This is a genomic window from Sulfobacillus harzensis (genome assembly GCF_012933365.1).
GTDB lineage: Bacteria > Bacillota > Sulfobacillia > Sulfobacillales > Sulfobacillaceae > Sulfobacillus_B > Sulfobacillus_B harzensis.
Genome location: NZ_JABBVZ010000091.1, coordinates 1 through 13872, shown reverse-complemented (window position 1 = coordinate 13872; position 13872 = coordinate 1). Strand labels below are relative to the sequence as shown.

Genomic DNA, 13872 nt, shown 5'->3' with positions numbered 1-13872 from the left:
ACCCTCATCATACTCCCCGTGCCGACGCCCTTTTTTCATGTGTGTGAGTGCCCTGCAGGGGCATGCGTGTCTCCTTTCATCGTCAAACGCGACAATATCGAGAGATGCGCTGTGCGGTCCTTAGCATAAAAATTCGCAGACTCGGTCCAGTTTCTGGGAAGACGATGCCGTATGCAACGCTGCCCCGGCCCGGAAGGACACCAGTTGGCTGGGCGCGGCGAAAGAAGGATTAGCAGAGGGATGAGGTCGACAAACCTAAAGCGGATCTTTCCACATAATAAAGGCATCCTCGTGTGGCTCGCTGTAGTAGCCCCGTCGGACGCCCAATTGAATGAAACCCAGCTTTTGGTAGAGATTTTGCGCCACTTGATTGGATCGCCGCACCTCCAGCGTCATACGCTGGGCACCCATGCTCTTGGCCCGCTCCATTAGTCCCCGCATCATGCGTTCCCCCAAATGGTAGCCGCGAAAATCAGGGTGAACCGCCACATTGGTTACGTGGGCCTCGTCGAGAATAATCCACATGCCGCCATAGGAGACCACTCGGCCATGAAAATCGAGCACTAAATAGGCGGCAAAATTATTTTCCATCAGTTCACTTTGAAATTGATTTCTCGACCACGGGGTGGAAAAAGATGCGCCTTCAATGCGCATGACCGCATCCAAGTCCGAGAGATACATGTCCCGGACAACCACATCAGCTTCGTCCGGTTGGTTCAAGACCGCCATGTGTCACCTCTTTGTGCCGCGGCCGCAGGAACTCTCAAATACTGAGGCGCCAGCGCCGCGGGATGATCCGTTTTTCCCCATTGTAACGCCGCTTGGCCCTCTAAGGCTACCAACACGCCTGAGCAATCCAAAAATGCTGGACGGGCATGGGGTCCGATTGCCCGTAGCGCCGCGGGATCCTCTGCCAAAGGGCCCAAGACCCACACCGCCTCGCTGGTGGGAAAGAGATCTGGCAAGGCCCCAGAAATGGCTGTGTCGGGAATAATGGATTCCGGCCCCTCCGCCCCCACCCAATAGTATCCGAGATAAAAGGCGGGTCCCCGCCGCTCACTGGTCACGACCACCCGGTGCCCTGGCGAAACCGCTCGAGCCCATGCCGCCAAAGACGACACGCCCTTGACGGGGATCTGCCAACTAAACGCGTACGCCTTGGCCGCCGTCACGGCGACCCGAACCCCGGTAAACGAGCCCGGCCCAATCCCGACCGCCAGACCGTCCGGCCGGCCCAACTCGTCAGCCATGTCGGCCATCCAATCTGCCAGGTAAGAACCGGCCTGGCGCGGCCGCCGGAGCGAACGCGACGCCACCATGCGGCCATCCTCGATATAACCAACCGTTAAGACCGGGCCTGCCGCCTCAATCCCCATCACCTTAAATCCCATGCTGGCCGCCCTCCGCCCACATACTTAGCCTATGCGCCCAATAATCCCCATGCCCCGTAAGAATGGCGCGGCGAATCTCCCCATCCCGCTCCAAACGAATCTCCAAGCGGTCTGGATACAGCGGCTTCAGTGCCGCGCCCCACTCCGCCAACACCAGCGTATCGGCCTCGCCCGGTGCCGGAAGGTCCAGCACGTCCCACTCCCGTGCATCGTCCAGGCGATAGCCGTCCACATGATAAATGCGAAGAGAAGCCGTCTCGTGCACGTGCAACAAATCAAAGGTGGGAGAGCTCATGCCCCCGTCGACCCCTATGGCCCGTCCAATCTCTTTAGCCAGGGTGGTCTTCCCGACACCCAGCGGTCCATCCAACAACACCACGCCCCCGGTGGTCAAAAGCGGCGCCAGGCGTTGTGCAAAGCGTCTTAATTGGTCGAGGCTCGCGATGGTTAAGTCAACGCGAAAAGTGGTCAAAGAACGCCACATCCTTCACCGCTACCGGGTTCCCGTCGTCCAACCACCGTATCTGGCGCCGGTCGGTAATGGCGCCGATTTCCGTCAACGGGATAGCTGTCGCTTCGGCCGCCTCTTGGACCGCCTGCAAGTGGGATGGCGGCACCGCCATCAACAATTCGTAATCCTCCCCACCGTAGAGAGCGTAGTCGCGACCGTCTCCCCCAAAGTGCTCCCCCACCCGTCTGGTCGCCGGGCATATCGGCAAGCGCTCTAGCCACACGTCCGCCCCCACAGAGCCAAAGCGCGTCAACTCCCTCACCTCATCAACCAAGCCGTCGCTCACATCGGTCATGGCGTGTACAAAGGGAGCCACCGCGAGACCTAACTCGACCCTGGCCTGAGGTTCCAAGTGTGCGGTTAGCACGCTGCGGTCGTCAATATCAGTGCCTGGCCAACCAATCCCATGGCTTAGCAGCATGTAGCCCGCGTAGCTCGCTCCCAGCCGACCTGACACCAACAGCCGATCCCCTGGGCGCGCGCCCTGCCGCATCACGGGTCCGCCCGGCCCCGGCTCGCCCAAAATGGTCACATCTAGGACCAGCTTGTCCACCGCTCCGACCGTATCTCCCCCTACAATCACCACCCCGAAGGGATCAAAGGCCCGGGTAAGACCCCGGTACAAACTCTCCAACACTTCAGAAGACAGACTGCCCGGCACAGCCACGCTGGTCAAGGCTGCTCGCGGTCTCCCCCCCATCGCCGCGATGTCGCTCATATTGACATGGGCCGCCTTAACTCCCACTTGTTCAGGAGCGGACCAATCCCACCGAAAATGAATGTCCTCCACCAGCATGTCTTGGCTGATGAGCCACCCTCGTTGCTGAGCCGGCAATACGGCCGCATCATCTCCAATACCCACCATGCCTGGAGGAGGCGCCGACTGCATGCGGTGGATCATCGCGATGAGGCCGCGTTCGCCCAGCCTTTTGACTTGCACCGGATCACCTCGTTTACCCCGCAAAAAGTTGGAATACTAGAGTTAACGATGAAACAGCGAGGTGTTCCATGTCAACCCATCCACCCTCAGACCATTCCGAGGACCTTCGTTACACCCTATATCGCCATGGTCTGTCCCTAGCGGTCATTTTCGATCTGTTGGTCGAGAAAGGTATCGTCACCCGCCAGGAGATTCAAACGAAAGCCCGGTCGATGAATCAAGAGCTGTGGCTTACCGCCACCGAGCGGGAAAATGACCAGTCTTAATCTGTTACAATATCCCCGTTAGGGGGCTCTAACATGCAGATTTTGGATGACACGCGCCGCCTTACGGGCGGAAGCCTGCATTGGTATGAGGCAGGCTCCGGCGAACTTCCGGTTGTGCTGTTGCACGGCGGCGGCGGGACTGGTCGGGCCTGGCTTCATCAACTTCAGATCCTTGGCGAACGAGGCTTCCGGGTGTTAGCTCCAGACATGCCCGGCTTTGGCCGCTCCGATTGGTTTTCCGGCGTAGAACGGATGCCCGATATTGGCCCTGTGCTGTTTGAATGGCTTGATATGTTAGGGATACACCAGGCGGTGGTAGGCGGCAATTCCATGGGCGGGCGCGTTGCGATGTCCATGGCCTCGGCGCATCCCGAGCGCATCCGGGGCCTCATCATTTTAGATTCGGTGGGATTAGACCTTCCCGATGTGAAAGTGACCAACCCGCTCACGTTGCCCGCCTCGGGATATACCGCAGGCCTTGTCTATGATCCCGAACGCTATAAAGCTCGTACGCCGTATCGCACGCTTGATGACGCCCGGGAATTGAACCGGGGACGGGGTTCATTCGCCCGGTATCTTGGCGACGGCGAAATTGGGCCCGACCCGGCACTTGACGTCGCTCGTCTCACGATGCCGACGCTCCTCATTTGGGGACGGGAGGATCAAATTGTCCCTTTGCCGTATGGCAAAGTACTGGACCAACATCTGGCTCACAGCGAACTGGTCGTTATCGACCAATGCGGCCATTTACCGCACATTGAAGAGCCCGACATCACCAATCACGCTATCCTTGACTTCTTGGACCGCCTAAGCCATTAAGGAGAGCAGGACCAGAGCGCGGCGACGATGGGATTAGGCAAGAAAGGGGGCGAGACGCGCCCGATCCCTTACTCTCCTTATATCCACCAGTGGGCGCCCACGGCGGTATTGAAGGCAACGCCATAGGTCAGATACATCAACCAAATTGCGCCGAGAAATTGCCATAGTCCCACTAAACGGACGCCGGTCTTCCATCCTCCCAACCGCGTGGGAATTTCAGTCAAATAGATGACGGCGAGGATGATGAAGAGGATGGCCACGGGCACATCGCCAGCCTGAAAGAAGACGAGCACCCCTAGAATCGAGATCAGGGCAAAGGCGATTGCCATCCAGCCTTCGGCGCCATCCGAGGCCCCAATATACCGTCGCCAGCCAATGGCAAACCAATGAACGCCGTACGAGGTAAACGCCAGAGCTGCCATGTACAGCGGAGGCTTGGAGGTGTAGACCGAAAACCAACTGAGACCAACCATCAAATAGACGCCGGTGATAAACTGCATGAACCCGCCCATGAAAAGGCCCCACATGCCCATGGTTTTATTGACATCGGGACTGGCGGCCGGTCGGCCGAACAGGGCTTGACCGCCCCAAACAAAGTAGCTGGTGCCCAAACCGAAAAACCCTATGGCAATGGGGAGAAACGCTGACTGTGTAAAAGCCACTTCGTAACCTCCATGCTAGTGTGTCGAACCGTCCAAATTACCATTTGCAATTTGCGCCGGCGCCATACCCCGACCCCTCGTCCGCCCGCAAATCCCCCTGGCCGAATAGCACCCGAATGAGAGCTCCCGCCCAGACCGGCGGCTCACGCCTACTGACCAGTGCGGTGCGCCGGGGCGGCCAAACGACCCCCGAAACCTCCACTTCCTGCAAGTTTCCCGACCTCACCTGGTCCGCAATCACCGACCAGGGAAACACCGATACTGAACCGAAACGAATCAGCCTCAAGGCCAAATCAAAAGAGTCAACCCGTACACGAGGAACAATCACCAGCCCGGCATCCCGAAGCGCCTGGTCCACTGCCTGCCCGTGGCCCATACGATGCGAGAATAAAACCCAGGGCCACTCTTCCACGGATCCAGGATGGACAAAACTCGCCGGGGCGGCAGCTGCCAAACGGTCGTCCGCCATCCAGTTGTATCGAAGACTAGGCCGCCGCCTCTCCAGACGGACCAGTCCAACGTCCAAGCGCCCCGCCTCAACCTCGTCCTCCACTGCCCGCGAGTGCCCGGAGACAATATTCCATCGGATGGTGGAGGGGGTGGCCGTGAGCCGGGTCAAGCCCTCCAACACCGCCCCTCGGAGCAAGAGACTGGAAATCCCCACGCGCCGGATGTCCGGAATCCCCGACGCCTCATCACCTAGCTGTTCCAGCGCTGCCAAAATTTCCTGCGCTCTCGGCACCAGACGGCTGGCGGCCGGCGTCAACGCCAAATGTCCGTGATTCTCGGAAATCGGGTATCCGAGCCTTTCCTCCAATTCCCGCACTCGGTGTGAAAGCGCGGAGGGGGTCAGATTGAGACGCTCAGCAGCTCGCTTAACCAAACCCGATTGACTTAAGGCCACCAATAATTCCAAATCGCGTATGGTAAACCGATAGTGTTCCATAGTTGAGAATTCTGCATCTTAGAATGAAATCCTCTTCAGCTTAGTTCAGAAAAAATTCCTTAGAGTTAAAGTCAACAACAGCAAAGGAGGCCATTTATCATGGCAAGAATTCCTGAGGATCCCCGGACTTTCTTCGGCAAGCATCATTACGATTATGCAGTCAGCTCCCACCATGCCCGCGGCGCTGATTTGGAGCGACTCATTGCTGGACTTCATGCCCAAGCACCTGAAAAAGCGGCCGACGTGGCTTCGGGAGCGGGACATACCGCGCTGAAGTTGGCACAAATGGGCCTTGACGTCACCGCCGTGGATATTACCCCGGAAATGTTGGAAGAAACGCGCCGTCAAGCCGAGGCCCATGGGCTTAAAATTCAGGTGAGCGAGGCCCCCGCCGAAGCACTGCCCTTCGCCGACCAGTCCCTTGATATCGTCACCTGTCGGCGAGCCGCCCATCACTTCACGGACGTAAGGATATTTTTACAAGAAACATTCCGCACCTTAGTGCCTGGCGGGCGGCTGGGCGTCTCCGACATGACCGCCACGAAAGAGAACGCCGTATGGCTCAATCAACTTGAGCAGCGGCGCGATCCATCGCATCATCGGGCGCTTTCGCCCGATGATTGGTATCAGGCGCTGGTCGACACCGGTTTCGATACCATCACGATCGAGCTTTCCGAGGAGCCTATGACGCTCGAAGAATGGCTGTCTCCAGTGGCGGCAGACAGTCCTTCAGGTCGGGAGGCGCTGTCCTTCGCCCAGACGTCCGAAGCCCCAGCGGAATTCATCCGCCAGGGCCTCTTCATCAAACGCCGTATTCTCATCTGGGCCCGACGCCCCTAGCGGCGCTAACCCATCTCCACAATTTCCGCAAGCCGCGAAAAATCCAGATTGCCGCCGGTCAGCACCACGGCCACACGTTGGCCACGCCAGCCGGCGGCCCCGGATATCAGCGCGTCGGCCAAGGCCACGGCCCCGGATCCTTCCAGAATCCAGCGGTGCTCCTTTAGGGCCCACAGCATTGCGTCACGGATAGCCTCCTCGGACACCAAATGAATGTCATCCACCACGCGCTGCGCCAAGACAAAGTTTTGCCGGCCAATCGCACCCAAGAGCCCCTCAGCCCACGTGGGAGCATAGGACACATCGACCACCCGACCGGCCTGAAACGCCGCATGCCAAGCGGGCGACGCCTTACTTTGCACCCCTATCACCCGCGTATTGGGGCTGACCGCACGGGCCACCACGCCAATTCCATCCATGAGCCCTCCGCCACCCGCTGGAACCAGAATGGCATCCAAATTAGGCTGGTCCTCAAAGAGTTCCCATCCCACCGTACCCTGTCCCGCCACGATGTCTGCATCCTCAAACGCATGTAAAAACACGCGACCCGTCTCTTCGGCCAAACGATAGGCATGCTCCTCAGCCTCATCGTAATTCTCGCCCACTTGCTGAATGGCGCAGCCATAGCGGCGAATGCCCGCAAGTTTGGCACTCGGGGTGGTCCGTGGGGTGACCACTAAGGCGGAAACAGCCAATCGCTCAGCGGCCCATGCCACCCCCAAGGCATGGTTTCCCGCTGACGCCGTGATGACGCCCCGGGATCGCTCGTCGGCGCTGAGCCGCATCATCTTATTCAGCGCCCCCCGTACTTTAAAAGAACCCGTTAATTGAAACTGCTCCGGCTTCAACCACACCTCCGCCGCGAGCACCTCACTTAATACCGGAGAATACACCAAGGGGGTACGGTGGACATGTGGAGCAATCCGCTGGCGGGCGGCCAATACATCTTTGAGCTCAATGTGCATAGCCGAGCCTCCTCATTATTCCATCGCCCAGGGTCCCGCTATGTCCCCAACAGGGATCTGGTGAGCTGCTAAAAGGGCGCGCAGGGCTTCCACGTCTTGGCGATAGACGGTCATCAAATCCCGACGATAGATGAGATAGGCCGGGTGATAGAGCGGAAAGGCCACCCCACTCCCGTCGGCAAGCGGCACCGGTTGAGCACGGCGCTGCGCATCCCAGGAAAGCCCCGTGACGCTTTCATAGGCAATGCGACCGAGTGTGACCACCACCTCAGGGCGCACCTGGCTTAAATCCCGCTCCAGCCAGTGGCGACAGGCGGAAATCTCCTCGGCGGTCGGTGCCCGATTCCGGCGTCCCTCGATCGAGGGACGGCAACGAACTGCGTTGGCCAGCCAGATTTTCTCGCGGCTGAGGCCGCTATAACCTAAAATGGCGTCAAACATCCGACCCGCTGCACCCTGAAATCCCAGCCCCAGCTTGTCTTCTTGGCGCCCCGGGGCTTCCCCCAAAAACATCACCTTGGCGTCGGGTGCCCCCCGGCCCACTACCACATGAGTTCGGGAAGCGTGTAAAGCACAGCGGGTGCAATCCGCCTCACCCATGCCACACCTCTTGGCAGTCTGGGCAAACCCCGTCCCAAGTAAGTGATGGAGCCGTCAGGCGCCACCCATGTCCGCGGGGCGCCATCACCTGGGTCTCGGGGTGGCGGAGAACATCTTCGATGCGGCCACAGGCGCGGCAACGGACATGGTCGTGCGGCACAGTGCGTCCATCATAAAGGCGGCGGCCCGACATCTCCAACCGAGACACCAGACCCGCCTCCTCAAACTTTTCCAGCACATGATAGACGGTAGCCAGGCTCATACTTTGCTGCTGCTTGCGGGTATGGGCGAAAATGGTTTCTGCATCGGGATGGTCCTCGGCCAGCAGGGCTTCCATCACCGCGACTCGTTGCGGCGTGGCCCGGAGACCGTGGGTACGTAATTTTTCCTCCAAGACGTCGCTCACGTCATCGCCCTCTTTCGTGCATCCTTAACCATTGAGCAAGTCTGCTGCCAACGATGCCACCGTCTCTCGCGGCAAGACGGTCCCATAACGATAGTTGGGCAATTCGGAGGTGATTCGTACCGAATCCGCATCGAGCAAGGCCTGCCGCTGATCCGGGGAAAAGCGAAACGTGAGGTAGTGCACGGAACTGGTCTTCTCTTCTGTTGAACGACCCGGCTCAGCCTCGGCGTGAATTGCGTGCGGGCCAAATTTTAGCCAAATCGTCTCCTCGAGACCACTCAACTCCCGCAAAACGACAGGCATATCGTCCGTCTGCACCAACTCAATCAGCAGGGTGGCGCCGATTGCCAACCCTTCCGGCAACAAGTCGTTATACACGTCGATTTCCTGTTGGACCAACGCCGGATCTTCGATGTGTTCAATCCGGCACATCTCTTGTACCTGAAACAACATGGTATCCCGGTTTTCGAACACCACCGATACGCGGGGGCCGAGCGTCGTGCGCCGAACCTTCTTTAAGGCGATAATACGGCGGCGAAAAGCGTCTCGTTCCGCCTGATATTGCGGGATCGGCTTGATATCCGCGAGAACCATCGGCTTCATTCTGTTGTCCCTCCCAAAAGCCCGTAGGAGCGGGCCAAAATCTCTACCGGATGCACCGGATCATGATCAACGGCCGTCTCAATTTGCAGTCCGGCCAAAGCGCAGTCCGAGCACGCGGTGTGCTGATGCTGTTCCGAAAATCGTTCGGTCAGTTTGGCGGACACCTTCAGCGCCTCATCATAGAACTCAGCTTTGAGCCCCCAGGTCCCGTCGATGCCTGCACAACGGTCAACCACCTCCACCTCGCAGCCGTCAATCGCTTCCAGCAAATCCCTGGCGGCCCGTTTCAAACCCTGTGCCTTGGTATGACAGGAGAGATGATAGGTCACCGTGCCGGGACTTTCCTGAAAGTCCTTTTTCAACTTTCCGCGCCGCATTTGCTGAGACAAATATTCGGTGAGATCACGCGTCTTGTCGGCGACCAACTTCGCGTCCTCGGTCTCGACCAAGGTGGGATAGTCTTGTTTAAGAAGTAGCGCGCAGGTGGGCTGCAGAGCCAGGATAGTCTTTCCCGCCCGAGCGTAGGGCGCGAGCAACTCCACGTTTTTCTTGGCCCGTGCCAAGGCTCCCTCCATATCGCCTCCGTCTAGCGCCGGCATACCACAGCAAACTTGGTTGGGCGGAACCACCGCCTGAATGTTGTTGTGCTTTAGCACCTCCAAGGCAGACTGGCCAATGCCCGGGTAATGATATTCCACCGTACAGGTCGAGAACAGCACCACATCCACCTCTTCCAACGGCGGTATGGGTGCCTTTTGGTGCCGCTTCACCCATTCCGAAAAGCGCACCGGGGCAAATCGAGGCAGATGTCGACGATGGTCAATACCATAAATGCGTTCCATCAGTTTACGAAGTCCGGTGTTTTTCACCGACCAATTGGCCAGTCTGGGCGCTATCTGTCCCATCCGGCCAACCTTCTCAGGATTGCCTAAAAACCGGTCCGTGCGCCCAATGCCGTGCTTTTTGGCTCGAATGGCTTTGGATCGCAACATCAGCCGGGGAAAATCCAAGTCGAAGCGATGAGGGGGAATATAGGGACATTTCATATAGCATAACTTGCACTGGAAGCAAAGATCCGCCACCTGGTCCATATCGTTCGCAGTGACGCGGCTGGCATCATCATCATACCCTTCGACAATGTGAAACAAGGCAGGAAACGACGGGCACAGGTTGTAACACAGTCGGCACCCGTTACAGATATCAAAGGCTTGCTGCATGTCCTGGGCGAGCGCCGTTTCATCCCAGTAGGCGTCGCGATGCGGATTGTACTCCATGCTGTCCCCCCTCATAGGGGGCGGGGGCTTTCGCCCCCGCCTCCGGCTAGTCCTCTAGATTCTCCAAACCCTTGGTAAACCGCCCGGCATGACTCTTTTCTGCCCGAGCCAGCGTTTCGAACCACTCGGCGATTTCGTCGAAGCCTTCATCGCGAGCCGTCTTGGCAAATCCGGGATACATCTGGGTGTATTCGTATGTTTCGCCCTCGATGGCACTCTTAAGATTTTCCTCCGTGGTGCCAACCGGGACCCCTGTTACCGGGTCGCCCACCTCTTCAAGAAACTCGAAGTGGCCAAAGGCGTGGCCGGTTTCTCCCTCAGCCACGTCCCGAAACAATCCCGCCACCTCAGGTCGTCCCTCCACATCCGCCTTTTGCGCAAAATAGAGATAGCGGCGATTGGCCTGCGATTCTCCCGCGAAGGCTTCCTTTAAATTCTCGTGCGTCTTAGAATTCAACAGTTTTGGCACGATTTTCGCCCCTTCCTTCGATTAGGATGATTGTTATCTGATAATTATTCTAATCTAATGCAGGACAATCACAACCCGTTGCCGGAAATTTTTCTGGATTAAATTTCATCAGCTCACCGCTTGCATGAAGAGCCACTGGCAGTGGAACGATACCCCAAAAGCGGAACGAGGTGGCATGAATGGCCTTCCCTTCCCATGCGGATACCGATCGCCGTCAGCTTTCCGCTGAGAACGGCATGGGGCAACTGGACGATTTGCTCACGGGACTCAGGCATTTGGACCAGAGACTCGATGTCTGGCTCCATCAAATGCGAAGTCCCAACCCCGACCGATTCGATGGCAACCTCCACTATGCGCGTCAGCGGATCGAGTCCCAGGTTGATTCCTCTCCCGACGTGGTGACGCGCGTCATCACCGTCGGACAGCAGTGGCGCTGGCCCACGCTCCTGGTCTATGTTGACGGGCTCACGGCTCCCGAGATGATCGACCAAGATATAATCCAGCGGCTCATGGAAGCGAGCGGGACCCGTCCTCAGCCTGACGCTGTGGCCGCCGTGGCTCGAAAATGTTTGGTCACGGGCGGACATGTCACCCAGACTTCCAACTGGGAGACCATTTGGAGGGCCATATTGGAAGGCGAAACAGCCATCTTCTTCGCCGGCTGTTCTTCAGTCCTGCTTGTCGATACCGTGAAGTATCCGGCTCGGAGCATACCCAGCAGCCAGAGTGAGCCATCCATCAAGGGCCCACAGGAAGCCTTCAATGAGGTGGGGCTCACCCATATGGACCAGTTGCGTCGCTGGATTCGCTCCCCCTCTTTGCATTTTGATACGCATCGGGTTGGCGCCATCAGTCAAACCCCGGTCATGATTGCCTATCTCGCCGACGTCGTTAATGCTGAACTGTTGGACCACGTGGTTGATCGGGTCGAACGGATTCAGCGCGACGTGGTGACCCGCGCTAACGATGTTGCCGAGTATTTGCCGGAGCGCCGGTGGAGCCTCTTTCCCCAATATCGCCTCTCGGAGAGAGTGGACTGGGTGGCGCGTGAACTGTCGGAGGGGAAGATTGCCATCTTGGTGGAAAATGATCCGTTCGCCATTCTTCTTCCCATGACCTTAGTGGACTTTTATCAAACCTCCCAAGACTATTCGGTTTCCTGGTGGGACGGCACCTTGGTCCGGCTCATCCGCCTGATTGCCCTGATTATCGGCCTATATTTGATGCCGCTCTATATTGCTTTAACGTCAGTCGACGTGGACCTCGTGCCCACTCCGCTTCTCCTCACCATCACCGGATCGCGGCAAGGCATTCCTTTTCCCCCGGTGGTCGAAGTCATCATCATGTATGTGATTATTGAAATTCTACGTGAAGCTGCCAACCGGCTCCCCCAAGAACTGGCGGTTACATTGGGAACCGTCGGCGCCGTCGTGGTCGGAACGGCAATTGTGAAGGCCGGCATTGTCGACGACGTGATGATCGTGAGTGCGACGCTCACAGCCTTAGGACTCTTTGCCACCCCGGCATTTGAAATGTCCACGCCTTGGCGTTGGTTGTTCTGGATTATGGTTCTCGGGGCGTTCACACTCGGGGTTTTCGGTATGGTGATGGTCACAGTGGGCATTATCGCCTATCTCGCCAGTCTGGAGTCATTTGGAGTTCCCTATTTCAGCCCCTTTGGACCGCTTCGCCTCAGCTCTTGGAAAGATGCGTGGTGGCGGGCGCCCATCCCAGTGCTGGAGAAACGACCCGTCTCTCTCCGTCCGACTAGGCGGCGTCAGGCAGCCCCCAGTTCGAGCCCCGACCCATTTTCCCTTCACCCAAATAATGATTTAGAGGGCCCGTCCTCATGATCCATATGAATTTGCGATGGCTTGCCGCCCTATGCCTGATGCTGACGTTCCTCAACGGATGCGCCGACAATCGCCCGCTCAATTACCGGGCGCTGGTGCTCACGTTGGGGTTTGCGCCGGCAGCCCAGCAAAAGATTACCGTCTACTTTCAGATTCCCACGCCCAGCGGTCTCACCAGTCTCAGCACGGGCGGGAGTGCGATGGGAAGCGGACAAGGAGGCAAGACCACCTATACGCTCGAGGCCACGGCTAAAACGGTGGCCCGAGCTTTCACCGAGGCCCAGGCCGATGTCAACCAAGATCTCTATTTGGGCCAGTTGCAGGCCGTGATTCTTTCCACTCATCTAACCGGCGCGCAATTCGCGGATATTGCCAGCACCCTCACCCGTGTCGGGACGTTGGACAAAACCGCCTATGCCTTGGCCACCCCCGCCCCCGTCGGCAAGGTTCTTACCACTACCTCGGCGACAACCCCGCTGGCTCCCCTCTATTTTTCCAGCGAATTCGGGTGCACGTATTGTCAGACCGTCAATGCGAAGCGCCAAGTATGGGATGTCGAGAAGGCCCAATACGGTCCCCCGGTTGTGAGCTTATGGCTCCCTGTGATCACCCCCACAGCCAACGGATTTCGCCTGTCCGCCATCGCTCTTTACCGCCGGGACCGGCCGGCATGGATACTTAAAGCCCATCAGACAACGCTATTGGGTTATTCCCTCGGAAAAACCGCAAAGGGGACTCTCCACCTCACCTATGACGGAATGCCGGTAAGCGTGCGATCGCTGCGAGCACGGAGCCACATGTCGATTCAGTGGTCAGGATCTCGCCTAACGATTTTAGACACCATGAAAATGACCGGCGATGTGGATGCCTTCCCCCTGAAGCAGCCATTGGCCCCGCACCTGTCCTGGGTACAACAGGAATCTAGTGCCCTGGTGAGCCGGGAAGCCAGCGCTTTGTTCCAGCGGTTGTCCAACCGGGACCTGGACCCGTGGACCATTGGCGCCGGATATCTCTGGCAACATCCCGGCAAGACCCGCCATTGGCTTGACGCGTATCGGCATGCGCGCTGGCGCGTGCGGGTGAAGATGCGCCTACGCGAGTTGGGAGACACCACCTAAGTCCCGCGGTTAAATGTCAAGATCCGTTTTTCTCACGGGACAGCCGGGGAAAGCCAGGCTGAACTAAACCGTCCAGAAAGGAGGTGGTAGTAAATGGCATATCGGTTGTCGGTCCCCTTAGTGCGGCATCAGCTTCCTTTCGTCGTAGATTTGGCCTCGGGTCAGCATCCCGTAGACCACGCCGACCAACTTGCGTGCCGTCAAGACCA

At 58.2% G+C, this 13872-nt stretch carries 17 protein-coding genes; 5 read left to right on the top strand and 12 right to left on the bottom strand.

Annotated elements, in window-relative coordinates; genetic code table 11:
• Positions 1-255 precede the first annotated feature (255 nt).
• Genes rimI through thiL form a run of 4 tightly spaced genes read right to left on the bottom strand, consistent with a single transcriptional unit; the run spans position 256 to position 2842 of the window.
• Positions 256-729 (bottom strand): ribosomal protein S18-alanine N-acetyltransferase, encoded by a 474-nt coding sequence (gene rimI, locus HIJ39_RS17895; protein WP_169102120.1) that lies wholly within the window; start codon positions 727-729, stop codon positions 256-258.
• Positions 717-1391 (bottom strand): tRNA (adenosine(37)-N6)-threonylcarbamoyltransferase complex dimerization subunit type 1 TsaB, encoded by a 675-nt coding sequence (gene tsaB / locus HIJ39_RS17890; RefSeq protein ID WP_169102119.1) that lies wholly within the window; start codon positions 1389-1391, stop codon positions 717-719. The genes rimI and tsaB overlap by 13 nt, the downstream gene beginning before the upstream one ends.
• Positions 1381-1863: a tRNA (adenosine(37)-N6)-threonylcarbamoyltransferase complex ATPase subunit type 1 TsaE gene (tsaE, locus tag HIJ39_RS17885; protein ID WP_169102118.1), complete on the bottom strand. Its 483-nt coding sequence runs from the start codon at positions 1861-1863 to the stop codon at positions 1381-1383. The genes tsaB and tsaE overlap by 11 nt, the downstream gene beginning before the upstream one ends.
• Complete coding sequence (thiL, locus tag HIJ39_RS17880) at positions 1844-2842, bottom strand: thiamine-phosphate kinase (protein ID WP_169102111.1); 999 nt, start codon at positions 2840-2842, stop codon at positions 1844-1846. Before thiL ends, tsaE begins: the two co-directional genes overlap by 20 nt.
• A 68-nt stretch (positions 2843-2910) precedes the next feature.
• On the opposite strand from thiL, the gene HIJ39_RS17875 reads away from it, so the two are divergent.
• Both HIJ39_RS17875 and HIJ39_RS17870 read left to right on the top strand, forming a co-directional pair.
• Positions 2911-3108, top strand: a complete 198-nt coding sequence (locus HIJ39_RS17875) for a hypothetical protein (protein ID WP_169102109.1) — start codon at positions 2911-2913, stop codon at positions 3106-3108.
• A gap of 33 nt (positions 3109-3141) precedes the next feature.
• Positions 3142-3927, top strand: coding sequence for an alpha/beta fold hydrolase (locus HIJ39_RS17870; RefSeq protein WP_169102107.1), 786 nt, complete (start codon positions 3142-3144; stop codon positions 3925-3927).
• Positions 3928-4004: 77 nt separating this feature from the next.
• Here HIJ39_RS17870 and HIJ39_RS17865 read toward each other — a convergent pair whose 3' ends face one another.
• Together HIJ39_RS17865 and HIJ39_RS17860 are read right to left on the bottom strand one after the other, a co-directional pair.
• Entirely contained in the window at positions 4005-4589 is a 585-nt protein-coding gene (locus HIJ39_RS17865) for a hypothetical protein (protein ID WP_169102105.1), read from the bottom strand.
• Positions 4590-4626: 37 nt separating this feature from the next.
• A complete protein-coding gene (locus HIJ39_RS17860) occupies positions 4627-5535 on the bottom strand; it encodes a LysR family transcriptional regulator (protein WP_169102103.1) in 909 nt (302 codons plus the stop codon).
• A 99-nt stretch (positions 5536-5634) separates the two neighbouring features.
• On the opposite strand from HIJ39_RS17860, the gene HIJ39_RS17855 reads away from it, so the two are divergent.
• Positions 5635-6375: a class I SAM-dependent methyltransferase gene (locus HIJ39_RS17855; protein WP_207711767.1), complete on the top strand. Its 741-nt coding sequence runs from the start codon at positions 5635-5637 to the stop codon at positions 6373-6375.
• A 5-nt stretch (positions 6376-6380) separates the two neighbouring features.
• Here HIJ39_RS17855 and HIJ39_RS17850 read toward each other — a convergent pair whose 3' ends face one another.
• The 6 genes from HIJ39_RS17850 to HIJ39_RS17825 are packed head-to-tail and all read right to left on the bottom strand — an operon-like array spanning position 6381 to position 10692.
• Complete coding sequence (locus HIJ39_RS17850) at positions 6381-7340, bottom strand: threonine ammonia-lyase (RefSeq protein WP_169102101.1); 960 nt, start codon at positions 7338-7340, stop codon at positions 6381-6383.
• A gap of 15 nt (positions 7341-7355) precedes the next feature.
• Positions 7356-7940 (bottom strand): uracil-DNA glycosylase, encoded by a 585-nt coding sequence (locus HIJ39_RS17845; RefSeq protein ID WP_169102099.1) that lies wholly within the window; start codon positions 7938-7940, stop codon positions 7356-7358.
• Positions 7933-8346, bottom strand: coding sequence for a transcriptional repressor (locus tag HIJ39_RS17840; protein ID WP_169102097.1), 414 nt, complete (start codon positions 8344-8346; stop codon positions 7933-7935). Before HIJ39_RS17840 ends, HIJ39_RS17845 begins: the two co-directional genes overlap by 8 nt.
• 24 nt (positions 8347-8370) lie before the next feature.
• Positions 8371-8949, bottom strand: coding sequence for a DUF3501 family protein (locus tag HIJ39_RS17835; protein WP_169102095.1), 579 nt, complete (start codon positions 8947-8949; stop codon positions 8371-8373).
• Complete coding sequence (locus tag HIJ39_RS17830) at positions 8946-10223, bottom strand: heterodisulfide reductase-related iron-sulfur binding cluster (RefSeq protein ID WP_169102093.1); 1278 nt, start codon at positions 10221-10223, stop codon at positions 8946-8948. The genes HIJ39_RS17835 and HIJ39_RS17830 overlap by 4 nt, the downstream gene beginning before the upstream one ends.
• 46 nt (positions 10224-10269) lie before the next feature.
• Positions 10270-10692 carry a ferritin family protein gene (locus HIJ39_RS17825; protein ID WP_169102091.1) on the bottom strand — a complete coding sequence of 141 codons (423 nt, stop codon included), beginning with the start codon at positions 10690-10692 and terminating at the stop codon, positions 10270-10272.
• A gap of 179 nt (positions 10693-10871) precedes the next feature.
• Between HIJ39_RS17825 and HIJ39_RS17820 the strand changes: the two genes are divergently transcribed.
• Positions 10872-12545 (top strand): spore germination protein, encoded by a 1674-nt coding sequence (locus HIJ39_RS17820; RefSeq protein WP_169102089.1) that lies wholly within the window; start codon positions 10872-10874, stop codon positions 12543-12545.
• Positions 12542-13663: a Ger(x)C family spore germination protein gene (locus tag HIJ39_RS17815; RefSeq protein WP_169102087.1), complete on the top strand. Its 1122-nt coding sequence runs from the start codon at positions 12542-12544 to the stop codon at positions 13661-13663. Before HIJ39_RS17820 ends, HIJ39_RS17815 begins: the two co-directional genes overlap by 4 nt.
• The last annotated feature ends 209 nt before the right edge of the window (positions 13664-13872 follow it).